This is a genomic window from Amycolatopsis sp. A1MSW2902 (assembly GCF_017312175.1).
GTDB classification, from domain to species: domain Bacteria; phylum Actinomycetota; class Actinomycetes; order Mycobacteriales; family Pseudonocardiaceae; genus Amycolatopsis; species Amycolatopsis nivea.
Genome location: NZ_QJPO01000001.1, coordinates 453553 through 466316, shown reverse-complemented (window position 1 = coordinate 466316; position 12764 = coordinate 453553). Strand labels below are relative to the sequence as shown.

11 protein-coding genes and 1 pseudogene are annotated in these 12764 nt (G+C 69.4%); 7 read left to right on the top strand and 5 right to left on the bottom strand.

The window, feature by feature from the left end; genetic code table 11:
• Positions 1-94 precede the first annotated feature (94 nt).
• Genes DMP23_RS02185 through DMP23_RS02175 form a run of 3 tightly spaced genes read left to right on the top strand, consistent with a single transcriptional unit; the run spans position 95 to position 2513 of the window.
• Positions 95-664, top strand: coding sequence for an NADPH-dependent FMN reductase (locus DMP23_RS02185; protein ID WP_037814941.1), 570 nt, complete (start codon positions 95-97; stop codon positions 662-664).
• Positions 665-687: 23 nt separating this feature from the next.
• Entirely contained in the window at positions 688-1671 is a 984-nt protein-coding gene (locus DMP23_RS02180; protein WP_043835797.1) for a daunorubicin resistance protein DrrA family ABC transporter ATP-binding protein, read from the top strand.
• Complete coding sequence (locus DMP23_RS02175; protein ID WP_037814945.1) at positions 1668-2513, top strand: ABC transporter permease; 846 nt, start codon at positions 1668-1670, stop codon at positions 2511-2513. Before DMP23_RS02180 ends, DMP23_RS02175 begins: the two co-directional genes overlap by 4 nt.
• A gap of 2996 nt (positions 2514-5509) precedes the next feature.
• On the opposite strand, the pseudogene DMP23_RS02170 reads toward DMP23_RS02175, so the two are convergent.
• A pseudogene (locus DMP23_RS02170) lies at positions 5510-5950 on the bottom strand (ATP-binding protein); the annotation flags it as partial.
• A 252-nt stretch (positions 5951-6202) separates the two neighbouring features.
• Here DMP23_RS02170 and DMP23_RS02165 point away from each other — a divergent pair.
• Positions 6203-7480 carry a cytochrome P450 gene (locus DMP23_RS02165; protein ID WP_037814948.1) on the top strand — a complete coding sequence of 426 codons (1278 nt, stop codon included), beginning with the start codon at positions 6203-6205 and terminating at the stop codon, positions 7478-7480.
• 550 nt (positions 7481-8030) lie between these two features.
• Here DMP23_RS02165 and DMP23_RS02160 read toward each other — a convergent pair.
• A complete protein-coding gene (locus DMP23_RS02160; RefSeq protein WP_037814952.1) occupies positions 8031-8657 on the bottom strand; it encodes an alpha-ketoglutarate-dependent dioxygenase AlkB in 627 nt (208 codons plus the stop codon).
• A gap of 41 nt (positions 8658-8698) precedes the next feature.
• A complete protein-coding gene (locus DMP23_RS02155; RefSeq protein WP_043830187.1) occupies positions 8699-9277 on the bottom strand; it encodes an ArsR/SmtB family transcription factor in 579 nt (192 codons plus the stop codon).
• Positions 9278-9414: 137 nt separating this feature from the next.
• On the opposite strand from DMP23_RS02155, the gene DMP23_RS02150 reads away from it, so the two are divergent.
• The gene (locus DMP23_RS02150) at positions 9415-10020 is read left to right on the top strand and encodes a hypothetical protein (RefSeq protein WP_043830185.1); all 606 of its coding nucleotides are present in this window, start codon (positions 9415-9417) and stop codon (positions 10018-10020) included.
• 88 nt (positions 10021-10108) lie between these two features.
• Positions 10109-10882 (top strand): class I SAM-dependent methyltransferase, encoded by a 774-nt coding sequence (locus DMP23_RS02145; protein WP_336158430.1) that lies wholly within the window; start codon positions 10109-10111, stop codon positions 10880-10882.
• On the opposite strand, the gene DMP23_RS02140 is transcribed toward DMP23_RS02145, so the two are convergent.
• Complete coding sequence (locus tag DMP23_RS02140) at positions 10875-11804, bottom strand: RluA family pseudouridine synthase (RefSeq protein ID WP_336158431.1); 930 nt, start codon at positions 11802-11804, stop codon at positions 10875-10877. The two genes, DMP23_RS02145 and DMP23_RS02140, sit on opposite strands and share 8 nt — an antisense overlap.
• 12 nt (positions 11805-11816) lie before the next feature.
• Entirely contained in the window at positions 11817-12212 is a 396-nt protein-coding gene (locus tag DMP23_RS02135) for a DUF5313 domain-containing protein (protein WP_037814960.1), read from the bottom strand.
• A 104-nt stretch (positions 12213-12316) separates the two neighbouring features.
• On the opposite strand from DMP23_RS02135, the gene DMP23_RS02130 reads away from it, so the two are divergent.
• Entirely contained in the window at positions 12317-12763 is a 447-nt protein-coding gene (locus DMP23_RS02130; protein WP_134732855.1) for a MarR family winged helix-turn-helix transcriptional regulator, read from the top strand.
• Position 12764: the final 1 nt, after the last annotated feature.

Genomic DNA, 12764 nt, shown 5'->3' with positions numbered 1-12764 from the left:
GCACTTCGCCCTTCTTCGCCAGGCCCCTGACCAGCCGAAACAGCCGCTAGATCCAACCTGGCAGCACCGCGCACCGATCTGGCGCCCAAGAAGTGTGGACGAGGAGCTGCGGGTAGCCGTGCTCGTCGCCAGCACCCGGGAGGGCCGGGTCGGCGGCGAGATCGGCCGATGGTTCGTCGAGCGGGCCGCCGGGCACGGCGGGGTGGTGCTCGACGTGCTCGACCTCGCGACGTTCGCGATCCCGGCCCGGTTGCCAGCCGAGCCGACGGCCGGCATGGCCGGGTTCGCGAAGCGGATCGCGGCGGCCGAGGCGTTTGTGGTGGTCACGCCCGAGTACAACCGCAGCTTCCCGGCGTCGCTGAAGCAGGCGATCGACTGCGCGTACGAGGAATGGCGGGCCAAACCGGTCGGCTTCGTCTCCTACGGCTACCGCGCGGGCGGCCGCTACGCGGTGGAGCATCTTCGGGATGTCTTCACCGAACTGCACACGGCGACGGTGCGGGATTCGGTGTGTCTCGACCTGCTCGAGCACGAATGCGGCGACCCCGGCGCGGGTCCGCACGGCGAATCCGCAGGCCACGCGGCCTCTGCTTTGCTGGACGAACTGCTCTGGTGGGGCCTCGCGCTGCGCGACGGCCGGCGCGCGCGGCCGTATCGCGGATGAAGAACTGAGGGGAAGGACAAGACATGAGCAACGCTGCCGGGGAACCGGCGATCGAGACTTCCGGGCTCGTCAAAGTGTTCGGCGAGACCCGGGCGGTCGACGGGGTCGACCTCGTGGTCCCCGCCGGAACTGTGTACGGCGTGCTCGGGCCCAACGGCGCGGGCAAAACCACCACTGTCCGGATGCTCGCCACGCTGTCCCGTCCGGACGGTGGCGAAGCGCGGGTGTTCGGCCACGACGTGGTGCGCGAGGCGGACGCCGTGCGCAGCCGGGTGAGTCTCACCGGCCAGTACGCCTCGGTCGACGAAGACCTGACCGGGCAAGAGAATCTGGTGCTGCTCGGCAAATTGCTGGGACATCGCACCGCCGCCGCGCGCGATCGGGCGGCTCAGCTGCTCGCGGCGTTCGGGCTCACCGACGCCGCGCGCCGGCAGGTGAAGAACTACTCCGGCGGGATGCGTCGCCGGCTCGACATCGCGGCGAGCATCCTCAACACCCCGGACCTGCTGTTCCTCGACGAGCCGACCACCGGCCTCGACCCGCGCAGCCGCAATCAGGTGTGGGACATCGTCCGCGCGATCGTCGCGCAGGGCACCACGGTCCTGCTCACCACGCAGTACCTCGACGAGGCCGACCAGCTGGCGTCGCGGATCGCGGTCATTGACCACGGCCGCGTCATCGCCGAGGGCACCAAGGGCGAACTGAAAGCCTCGGTCGGAGTCGGCGCCGTCCACTTGCGACTGAGGGACGCCGACCAGCGCGCGACCGCCGCCGAAGTGCTGGAACGCGCGCTGTCCGCCACCGTGCAACTGGATCCCGACCCGGTCGCGATCACGGCGCGGCTGTCGTCGGACGCGCACGAAGCCGCCGCCGACCGCGCGTCGCGGGCTCTCGCGGAACTCGCGAAGGCAGGCGTCACCGTCGACACGTTCTCGCTCGGCCAGCCCAGCCTCGACGAGGTTTTCCTGGCTCTCACCGCCCGCACAGCCACGGAGGAGGCGGCGTGACCACCGTCAAGGAACCCGATCTCGACCTCGCGGCCCCGAAACCGGACGAGCTGGCCGCGGTCCTGCTCGCCACCGAACGCCCGCCGCGGCCGAGCGCGTTGTCCGCGTCGTTCTCCTTCGGCTGGCGGGCGGTGCTGAAGATCAAGCACGTGCCGGAGCAGCTGTTCGACGTCACCGCGTTCCCGATCATGATGACGCTGATGTTCACCTACCTGTTCGGCGGCGCACTGGCCGGTTCGCCGACGCAGTACCTGCAGTTCTTCCTGCCGGGCATCCTCGCGTCGAGCGTCGTGATGATCACGATGTACACCGGCGTCGCGGTGAACACCGACATCGCGAAGGGCGTCTTCGACCGCTTCCGCACCCTCCCGATCTGGCGGCCGGCCCCGATGGTCGGCTACCTCCTCGGCGACGTGCTGCGGTACTTGATCGCGTCCGTAGTGATCATGGTCGTAGGCCTGATCCTGGGCTTCCGCCCGGACGGCGGCGTCGGCGGCGTCGCCGCGGGAGTCCTGCTGCTGCTCGTGTTCTCGTTCGGGCTGTCGTGGGTGTGGACGATGTTCGGGCTGCTGCTGAGGTCCGAGAAATCGGTGATGGGCGTCAGCATGATGGTGATCATGCCGCTGACGTTCCTCAGCAACATCTACGTCGACCCGTCCACCATGCCCGGCTGGCTCCAAGCCGGCGTCTCGGCCAACCCGATCAGCCACCTGGTGACAGCAGTGCGCTCGATGATGTCCGGTACCTGGGACGGCGGCGCCATCACGTGGACGTTGATCGCGTCGGTCGCGCTGACCGCGGTGTTCGGGACGCTGACAATGCGGCTGTACAACCGAAAGTGACTCTGCTTGGCGGGAGGCCGTGCGGTCGCGGACCGGGCGGCCTCCCGGACAGGTCGGGGCTTCAGGCGGCGGGGGAGAGGACGTAGGAGAACCGGCGGACGGCCGGAATCCAGTGCTGGAACCGGGAAAGCGTGTCGATGCGCAGCGTGGCCGACACGTGGGTGAGGCCGCGATGCAGCTGACGGCAGTCCCGCTGCGTCGCATTTCCTCAGCGACAACACCGAATCTGGTGACTGCCAAGCAGTCATGGCTCTGCTTGGTCTGCTCACCGCGCGGGGGCACTTTCCCCTTCTTTCCCTTCCCCGGTGCCCGGCCTGGTCGCGGCCGGACGCACCGGCGGTTGCAAGCGCCAGGTCATAGGCGTGTCCGGTTGGTAGCTGCAGGACGAGCCGGTCGTGATGGTGTGGCGGAGGTGGTCGGCCAGTTCCGGGTGGAGGTCGGTCAGTTTGCGGAGGGTGTCGCGGATGCGGGCGGTCACGGCTTTGCGGGCGCGTTCCGTTTCGTCGCCGAGGCGGCGGGGTTCGGCCGGACAGGCCGGTCGACGTTCGGAGTTCGTCCAGCAGGGCGGCGCGTTCGGTGTCCAAGGTGGCGGCTTTCGCGTCGTCGCCGCGGAGGGTGGCGGCGTCGATGGCTTCGTCCAGGTGCTCCAGGCGGCGGCGGTAGGCGGCTTTCGCGGTGTCGTCCAGGATCGGGTCGCCGCTGAAGCTGCGGGTGGCTTCGGCTTCTTGGCCGCCGTCGGGGGAGAGCAGTTGTGCGGCGGGGATTTCGGTGCCTGGTCTGCTCAACAGGAAGTTCAAGTCTCGCAGGCCCTTTGCGTCTGGCATGCGTACTTCGCGGTCGGCGAAGCGCAGGGTCCAGACTGAGTCGGTTCGGTGGAATGCGTTCGTGGCGGCAGGTGGTGGCGGCGTCGCGGGGCGGGGGTGGGCGGTGATGTGGTGCAGGCCCAGCTCGGCGGCTTCTGCGGTGACGGCATCGGCCAGGGCGGTGGCGCGGTCGGTGTCGCCTAAGTCCAGCAGCGTCCTTGCCAGGTGGTTGCGGGCTTCGACAGCCCACGGGCGGGCGCGCAGCCGGTCTGCGGAGCGGGCGGCGGAGGTGAAATGGGCGGCGGCTGTTTCGTGATCGCCCAGGGTTTTGTGCAGCAGGCCGGTCCACAGGTCTACCGGGCCGCTCAGTTCGCAGCCGTACAAGGAGACCAGCCATTCTCCGGCGTGCGGGGAAAGCTCGCGCAGCAAGCGTTCGGCTGCTGCGCGGTCTTTTAGCACGACGGCGGCTTGGGCTTGGCAGCGCAGCCACAGCGGAGTGAAGACGCGGGCGTATGGGCCGTCTGCGAGTGCTTCGGACAGTTCGTGCAGGGTGGTGGCTGCGTCGCCGGCGAGGGCCGCGGTGAGGGTGCGCAGCAGGGCTGGGTGCGGGAAACCGGTGTCGGCCATTTTGGCGGGGAGTTCGGCGGCTTCGGCGAAGCGGCCTTGCACCAGCAGCGCGCTCCAGCGCAATTGGTCGGGCATGTAGCCGTAGTCGTTGCTGCCGAAGATTTCCGGGGCGGCCAGTGCTTCCTTGAGTGCTTCGTCGGCTTCGGCGAAGCGGCCGCGGAAGGTGCAGATGATGCTGCGGTCGATCGCTTCCGCCAGTTTCGCGGCTCGCACGCCTTCGTCGGCGATCCCTTGGAACAGGTGGAATTGGTCCAGGTACCGCGGATCTCCCTGTTCCAGCATCGCGACCCACTTGAGCGAGGCCGCGAAGAACTCGTTCTCCCGGTCGCCGGTGCGTCGCGCGATGGCGGCGAGCTCGTCGGTGAGCCGTTCGCGTTCGGCACCGCTGCCCAGGCCCCAGATCGCGTCGTGTCTGGCCCACAAGGTGAACGCCAATGCGTCGTCGTCCTCGTCGTCGCGGGCGAGGATCGTGGCGCGGGCGGTGAGTTCCAGCCGGATGCGGTCCAGTGAGAGGGGTTCGGCCGCGTTGCCGCCGCACAGTTTTTCGTGTGCTTCGCGGAGAACTTGCACGGTGAACTCGTGCCGGACGCCGCCGGTGCTGAATTTCGACAGGGTGAGGGCGGCACGGGCAAGGAGGTTCGCGTTGTCTTCTTGGCGAGCCAGGGCGACGGCTTCCTCGCAGAGCAGCCAGGCTTCGTCTTTCACCTCGAAGCGCCACAGCGCGGTGGCCAATTCCAGCGCGACGACGGCTTGGCTGCGTTTGTCTGCCGCTCGTTCGCGGGCTCGGCGCAGGTGCGCGATGGATTCCTCGAAGGCCATCCGGGCGCCTGCGTCTTTGGCTGCGGCGAGCAATAGCCGGACTGCTTGCTTCGGGTCGAGGTCGGTATGGGCGAGGTAGGCGTGCCGGGCGCGTTCGGCGACGCCGACCAGGGCCGGGGTGTGTTCACTGGCGCGCACGACCGCTGCGTGGCGGCGTTGTGCTTCGGCGGGCGTCAGTTCGGCGTATCTCGACTCCCGTACCAGGTCGTGAGCGAAGGAGAAGCGGCCTTCGCCGAGTGCGATCACGAGCCGGGCGGCTACGGCGCGGGTGAGCAGGTGGTCGACCTGTGCGGCGGGCGCACCGGCGGTGGCGGCGAGCAGGTGGAGCGAGAACTCGCGACCGAGCACCGCGGCGCTGGTGAGCAGATCGGTGACTGGGCGGGGGAGCAGGGACAGCCGCCGCTGGAGTGCGTCTGCGACTCCGGGCGCGACCGCGGACACTGTGCTCCCGCTGCGCCACAACCGCGCCGTCTGCTCGACGAAGAACGGGTTGCCGCCGGTGCGGCGCTGCACGTCGGTGGCCAGTTCGGCACCCGGCTCAGCTCCCGCGGTGCGGCTCATCAGTTCGGCGACCCCGGTTTCGTCCAGGCCGGTGAGCGTGATCGTGGTTGCTTTCGCGACCAACGGCAGCATCAGCTCGTGCAGCGGATGGCTGGGCGCGTCCACCTCGACATCGCGGTACGTGCCGATGAGCAGCAGCCGTTCGAACCAGGTGTGCCGGGCCGAGAATTCGAGCAGCCGCAGCGACGCCGGGTCGGCCCAGTGCAAATCGTCGAGGATGACGACCACCGGTCGCTCTTGGGCCACCGTGACCAGCGCGCGGGTGACCGCGTCGGGCAGCTGGAACCCGTCGTCGGCCGGTTGTTCGGGGGTTTCGCCGAGCAGCGCGGACAGCGTCGGCGAGCTGGCGACGGCCCATTCGTGCGGCGCTGCCTCCCGGCGCAATGAGCGCATGACCTGGACCCATGGCCAGTAGCCCGGCGCGGCCCCGGACTCCCAGCACGTGCCGCCGAGGACGAGCGCGCCTGCCTCGCGCGCGTCGTCGGCCAATGCGCTGACCAGCGTGGTCTTGCCGATTCCGGCCTCGCCGGTGACCAGGGTGAGGCCGCCGTGGCTGGCGGTGGCGCGCGAGAGCTGCGCACGCAAGGTCGCGGCGGGGTGGGCCCGCCCGATCAGCGCCGCAGTCATGTCCGGTTCCTCCCTTTCTCTCCGAGCCTCTCACGGGACTCGCCTCGTCGTCGCGTGCTTTCACCGGCTGCGACCGGCTGGTCACGCAGGTCGCTGCCGATGCGGGCCATTCTGTCCGGGGGGTCTGACAATTCCCGGGACCCGTCACCTGGCCGGGTGACGGGAGTCCACAGTGGACTCGCGCTGGTCACAGGGTGACGGGCGTCTCCGCCCGGGACCGGCGGAAGGGGTGGTTGCGGTACTGTCGCCGCCATGGGGAGTATTCGTTCGCGCATCCTCGCTTGGGCCGGCCGCCGGTACATCGCCCGCCAGCAGAAGCGCGGCTTCGATCTCGAAAAGATGGCGCTGCTGCCGGATTCGGCGCTGGAGCCATTGCGCCGCCAGGGCCTCGACCCGGTTCCGGACCTCGGCCGGCTGCGCGGCGAGGCGCCGATCAGCAAGCTGGACCTGCCGTTCGGGATGAACGCCTGGCTCGTGACCGGCTACGAGGAGGCCAAGGCCGTCCTCGGGAAGGGCACCGAGTTCAGCAACGATTTCACGAACCTCGTCGGCAACGCGGGCGTCACCGAGGACCAGAACCCGGGCGGCCTCGGATTCGCCGACCCGCCGGTCCACACGCGCCTGCGGAAGCTGCTGACGCCCGAGTTCACGATGCGCCGGCTCTCCCGGCTGACGCCGCGGATCGACGAGATCGTCGCGGACCAGCTGGACGCGATGGCCGCCGCGGACGGGCCGGTGGACCTGTGGGAGCAGTTCGCGCTGCCGATCCCGTCGCTCACGATCTGCGAGCTGCTCGGCGTGTCCTATGAGGACCGCGCCGACTTCCAGCGGCTGAGCACCGCGCGGTTCGACCTGTTCAGCGGCGCGGGCGCGTCGCTGGGGGCGATCTCGGAGTCGCTGGGGTACCTGCTGGAGATCGTGCGCAAGCAGCGCGAACAGCCCGGCGACGGCCTGCTCGGCATGCTGATCAAGGAGCACGGCGACGAGATCGACGACCGCGAGCTCGCCGGTCTCGCGGACGGCATTCTCACCGGCGGCCTCGAGACCACGGCGAGCATGCTCGCGCTGGGTGCGCTGGTGGTGCTGCGCGACCCGGCGGCGTTCGAGGCGGTCCGGGGCGACGACGATTCGGTGCACCGGTTCGTCGAGGAGCTGCTGCGCTACCTGACGGTGGTGCAGATGGCGTTCCCGCGGTTCGCGAAGCAGGACATGGACATCGCGGGCGTGCACATCAGCGAGGGCGACATCGTGCTGGTGTCGCTGTCGGTCGCGGACCGCGACCCGGTGCTCGGCAAGGGCGACATGGACCGCTTCGACCCGACCCGCGAGCCGTCCTCGCACCTGGCGTTCGGGTACGGGATCCACCGGTGCATCGGCGCGGAGCTGGGCCGGATGGAGCTGCGGGCGGCGTACCCGGCCCTGGTCCGGCGGTTCCCGAACCTGCGGCTGGCGGTGCAGCCGGAGGAGCTGGAGTTCCGGAAGGTGTCGATCGTGTACGGGCTCGATTCGCTGCCGGTACTGGTGGACTGACTTCGGATTGTTGGACGGCCGGGGTGGCTCGGGTTGGTCGCCTCGGGCGGGCCGTGGGGTCTCGTGCGGCTGGGGTCGCGGGGTTGGTCGTGTGCTGCCGGGGGTGGCGGACTTGCCCGGTGGACGGCACGGGCATGGCTACGTCGCCCGCGGAACCGTGGCGTGCGCGGCGGCGCGGCGCTGAGGGTCGCACGCTCCGCGTGCGCGAGTGCGCGGCGGCTTCGCTGAACCGGCAGCGCTCGGGTGGTGCGCACGGCCGCGCGCTTGGATCGGCCTGCTGGTGGATGCTCGAGGCGGTCTGGCTCGACCGGCAGTGTGCCGCGCGGCGCGGCCGAGTCCGCGATGCGCTCGTGAACGCACGAAGCGGCCTAGCCGAACCGGCAGCGCACTCGTCGCGAGTGATGCGGCGCGGTCGAACCGGCAGCGCACCCGTCGCGGGTGAGGTGGCAGCGCACTCGTAACGGGTGATGCGGCGCGGTCGGAACCGAGCCCAGCCTTCACCCGCCGCCCTCACCCGCTGCCTTCTCGCGACACCGTCATCGTCGGCTTCTCAGCGCACCCCTCTCGGCCGGAACTGGATGCTGATCCTCGGCCCCACCGCGCGGGATGTCTTCGGGATCGCGTGTTCCCACGTCCGCTGGCACGACCCGCCCATCACGATCAAGTCTCCGTGGCCCAGTGGGTACCGCACTGAGTCGCCGCCGCCTCGTGGGCGGAGGGCCAGGTGTCGGGCGGCGCCGACGGACAGGATGGCCACCATGGTGTCTTCGGTGCGGCCGCGGCCCAGGTCGTCGCCGTGCCAGGCGACGCTGTCTTGGCCGTCGCGGTAGTAGCAGAGTCCGGCCGTGCGGAATGGTTCGCCCAGTTCAGCTGCGTAGTGGGCGGTCAATGCTTCCCGGGCCTCGGTGAGGACTGGGTGCGGCAAGGGCGCGTGTTCCCGGTAGAAGCACAGCAAACGCGGCACGGCGACCACGCGGTCGTACATCTGCCTGCGCTCCGCGTACCACGGGACCTCGGCCGCCAGGTGTTCGTACAGCTCGTCCGAGCCGTCGAGCCACCCGGGCAGCACGTCGATCCACGCGCCTTGCCCCAGTTCGGTGCGCTGCACGCCGGACAGCGAACCCAGCGTGGCCGGCCCGCTGGCACCGAACAGCGAGCCCTGAAATGCCTGACTCATGCCTCCAAGCTACACGATAATCGAACACCTGTTCGGGCGAACTACTCGGCGGGTTTGGGGTGCGCGGTGACGACGAGGCGGTGCAGCCGGGCGTCGGGGGCGGATTCGTTGTGGTAGCGGGACACGAGGTCGGTTACGAGGGTGGTCAGCTCGTCGGTGAAGGCCGACCGATCGCGCGCGGAGGCGAAGGCGATTTCCGTGTCCAGGGTCAGCGTCGAGAGCGGTTTGCCTGCGCGAGCCGCGCGGCGGGCCAAGCCGGCGACCTCGCGCAGGGTTCGGCCGGCGACGGCGAGGAGGTAGCTCACCGATAGGCGGTCCGCCTTCACGTGGGCGGAACCGGCGGCGCCGAGGGCGGCGGGGGAGACCAGGTAGGCGCTGGCGGTGGCGGCGAAAAGGCGTTCGGTGAGGCCGCCCCACTGCCGGGTTCCGGCCGGTTCGACCAGGCCGTGCGATTCGAGCGCGCGTAGGTGGTAGTTGACCTTTTGCCTGGTCAGGCCCACACGGGCGGCCAGCGCCGCGGCGGACGCCGGTTCGGTCAGCGCGGCCAGCAGGCGGGCGCGCACCGGGTCCAGCGCGGCCGCCGCGACGGCGGGGTCCTCGATCACTTCGACGTCCTGCATCCCCTGAGCCAAGCAGTGACAAACAAAGTCGTCAAGGGATGCGCTCTTGTCCGCGACCGGCCGGGGACCTACAGTGATCAGCCAGTGGTCTGGACCTGTACCGCTACCGCCGCCCTGAGTTCCACGGAGGTTGGCACGTGCGCACGAGAACCCGGATCGGCGGAGCACTGGCGGCGGCGGTGTGCGGGCTCGCGATTCTCGCCCCGGTCGCGGACGCCCAGGTCGGCGGCGGCACCTGGAAATCCTGGTCGCCGGGGTACAAGGAGCAGCAGAAGGGCTGCGGCCAGATCAGCGGGCTCACCTTCAAGCTGACCTGTTCCGACGGCAGCGGCGAACAGCGCGCCGAGCGCCGCTACGAGACCTACACCGGCGGCACGCACCAGTTCGAGGGCTCCTTCAAGATCACCAGCATGGGCGGTTCGCGGATCAGCCTGAAGCAGACGTTCCGCGACGGTTCGAACGCCGGGCCGTACTTCCTGCTGGCGGTGGAGAAGGGCGGCCGCCTCTACACCGTCGAGAACGGCCAGACGGTGGCGACCGGCGCGACCGTCGGAACCTCGGTGCGGGTGAACACGATCAATCAAGTGGGCAGCTCCCACAAGGTATACATCAACGGCTCGCTGAAGCAGACCGACGACAGCCCATCGGGTAGTTATTACGACAAGTTCGGGTCGTACCGGACGGCGAGCGGGGCGGGGCCGATTACCGTGCAGTGGAGCGGAATCAAGTTCTGGACCAGGTGATCGCCCGCGCGGGTGCCAGCCGCCGCCTGGCACCCGTCCGGCGGGAATTCCGTTGCCTCGGCAGGGGAACTCGGTCACTGTTGCGCGCATGACTTTGGTTGAGCACTACGACACCGAGACCTCCGAGGACACGCGGCTCGTCAGATCGCCGCACGGCAGGCTGGAATTCCGGCGCACCCAAGAACTCGTGCGCAGAGCGATCCCGGCGACCGCGCAGCGAGTCCTCGACGTCGGCGGGGCGACCGGGGTGCACGCGCGATGGCTGGCCGCGGACGGATATTCGGTGCACGTAGTCGATCCGGTGGCCACGCACGTCGCAGCGGCAGCCGAAATCGAAGGCGTCACGGCGGAAGTCGGCGATGCGCGAGCTTTGGCATGGCCGGACAACAGTGCGGACGTCGTGCTGTTAATGGGGCCGCTCTATCACTTGACCGAATCCGGTGACCGCCAGCAGGCGCTTGCCGAAGCCCGCCGCGTCCTTCGTCCGGACGGCATTTTGTGCGCCGCTGCGATCAGCCGCTATCTCTCGGCCATGGAGACCGGAACCAACGGTCAGCTCACCGAACAGATGATCCCGGCGGTAAGAGCCGTGCTCGATACGGGCAGCTACGACGGTCACGTCGGCTTCGTGCCCGCGCATTTCCACACCGCCGACGAGCTCCGCGACGAGCTGGAAACCGCTGGCGTGAACGGGATTTCCGTGTACGGAGTGGAAGGCCCGGCGTGGCCCGCGCTGGACGTGGCCGGGGTCGAGGAATTCGACGCGCGCGTGGACGCGGCCCTCCGCTGCGCCCGGCTGGTCGAACAGGATCCGCTCTTGATCAACGCCAGCGCGCATTTCCTCGCGGTAGCCGTCAACTAGACCATTCTTCGAGCGAATCCCACGCCGTGAGCGTCCGGTGGCTGGTGAACCGGCGGTGCTCACCGGTGAGCGGATCGTCGAACTCCAGCACTTTCGCCAGCAGCTGCAACGGTTTCGTGAAGTCGTCGAGCGGTTTCTCGTGCAGCTCCGGATAGAAATCGTCGCCAAGGATCGGAATCCCCAAAGAACACATGTGGACCCGCAGCTGGTGCGTGCGTCCGGTAGCGGGCGTGAGGCGATACCGGCCCAGCCCGTCCCGGTGTTCGAGAAGCTCCACTGTGGACTCCGCGTTCGGCGGCCCGGGAACCTCCTGCGCGGCCAGCACGCCGCGTTCCTTCACGATCCTGCTGTGCACCGTCCGGGGCAGCTCGAGCGACGGGTCGTAAGGCGCGATCGCCTCGTATTCCTTGTGCACCAGCCGATCGCGGAACATCGTCTGGTACGCCCCGCGCGCGGACGGCGTGATCACGAACATCACCAGCCCCGCCGTCACGCGGTCGAGCCGATGGGCGGGGGAGAGGGCGGGCAGGTCCAGCGAACGGCGAAGGCGCACCAACGCGGTTTCCAGCACGTGCCGCCCGCGCGGGATGGTCGCCAGGAAGTGCGGTTTGTCGACCACGAGCAGATGGTCGTCACGGTGCAGGACGGTGACGTCGAACGGCACCGGGACCTCGTCCGGCAGGTCGCGGTGGAACCAGATGAACGAACCGGGGACATACGCCGCGTCGATCCCCAGCGGACCGTCCTCGCCGTGGATCCGCTGCTCGTGCAGCATTTCCTCGATCCGCGCGGGGGCGACGCGGGGCAGGCGTTCGACCAGGTGCTCCAGCAGGGTCGTCCACGGACCCTCTTCGGGCAGCCGCAGCCGTGCCGGGTCTAGGCCGTGCCGGGGCGGGATCGGGGCCGGGCGCTTGCGTCTCATCGGCTCCCGAGTCTAGTCGGCGGAGTTCTGCCGGTAGGCCGCGATGTAGCGGGCGGTCGCCTCGGCGTTGGCCTCGGCGGCTTTCTCGCGGCGGACGCGCTTGCCGGTTCCGGGCGGGAAACCGTTGCGGGACAACCGGTGGTCGATGCTTTCTTCCATGTACGCGCACGAGTAGAAGTACGACACCAGCGCGGCCATCAGCACGATCGCCAGCCGCAGCCCGAGCGGGGCCGGCAGCAGCAGCCAGACCAGGCACAGCGGCGCGATGCCCACTGTCGCGCGCAGGACGTGCCGGGCTTTCCAGTGCTTGGACGTCGCGTCGTGCAGCAGCCAGTCGCGGTAGCGCTCGGGAAGCCGCCCGCTCACGGCGTAGGCGAACCAGCGGAGAACGCCGGGCCGGTCGGTCATCGTTCCTCCTCGGGGTCTGCGGCAACAGTACCCTAATGATTAGTACACTAACTAATAGTGTGGTGCAGCCCGCGCTAGAGTGGGCCCGAGCACGAGGAGGACGAGTGGCCGAGATCGACCTTGGCGAGGACCCGCTGAAGCTCGACCGGCAGGTGTGCTTCGCGCTGTCGGTCGCTTCGCGCAGCGTGATCGCGATTTACCGGCCGCTGCTGGAGCCGCACGGGCTGACTCATCCGCAGTACCTGGTGATGCTGGCGCTGTGGGAGCAGTCGCCGCGGTCGGTGAAGGACCTCAGCACGGCGTTGCGGCACGAGCCCGCGACGTTGTCTCCGCTGCTCAAACGGCTGGAAGCGATCGGATACGTGACCCGGGGCCGCAGCCGGGCCGACGAGCGCCAGCTGACCGTCGAACTCACCGAGAAGGGCCGGGAGTTGCGCGCCGAGGCGGAGAAAATCCCGTATCGCGTCGTGGAGCGGCTCGGCATGGAGGTCTCCGAACTGGAGGCGCTGCACGCCGCGCTGGGCCGGGTCATCGAAGCGACCGCCGGATAAG

What these genes read in the sequence shown, in the direction of transcription:
- DMP23_RS02160 (WP_037814952.1), bottom strand. Translation starts at nt 8,657, where the DNA reads ATGAGTCAGGCATTTCAGGGCTCGCTGTTCGGTGCCAGCGGGCCGGCC.
- DMP23_RS02180 (WP_043835797.1), top strand. Translation starts at nt 688, where the DNA reads ATGAGCAACGCTGCCGGGGAACCGGCGATCGAGACTTCCGGGCTCGTC.
- DMP23_RS02165 (WP_037814948.1), top strand. Translation starts at nt 6,203, where the DNA reads ATGGGGAGTATTCGTTCGCGCATCCTCGCTTGGGCCGGCCGCCGGTAC.
- DMP23_RS02135 (WP_037814960.1), bottom strand. Translation starts at nt 12,212, where the DNA reads ATGACCGACCGGCCCGGCGTTCTCCGCTGGTTCGCCTACGCCGTGAGC.
- DMP23_RS02155 (WP_043830187.1), bottom strand. Translation starts at nt 9,277, where the DNA reads ATGCAGGACGTCGAAGTGATCGAGGACCCCGCCGTCGCGGCGGCCGCG.
- DMP23_RS02140 (WP_336158431.1), bottom strand. Translation starts at nt 11,804, where the DNA reads ATGAGACGCAAGCGCCCGGCCCCGATCCCGCCCCGGCACGGCCTAGAC.
- DMP23_RS02145 (WP_336158430.1), top strand. Translation starts at nt 10,109, where the DNA reads ATGACTTTGGTTGAGCACTACGACACCGAGACCTCCGAGGACACGCGG.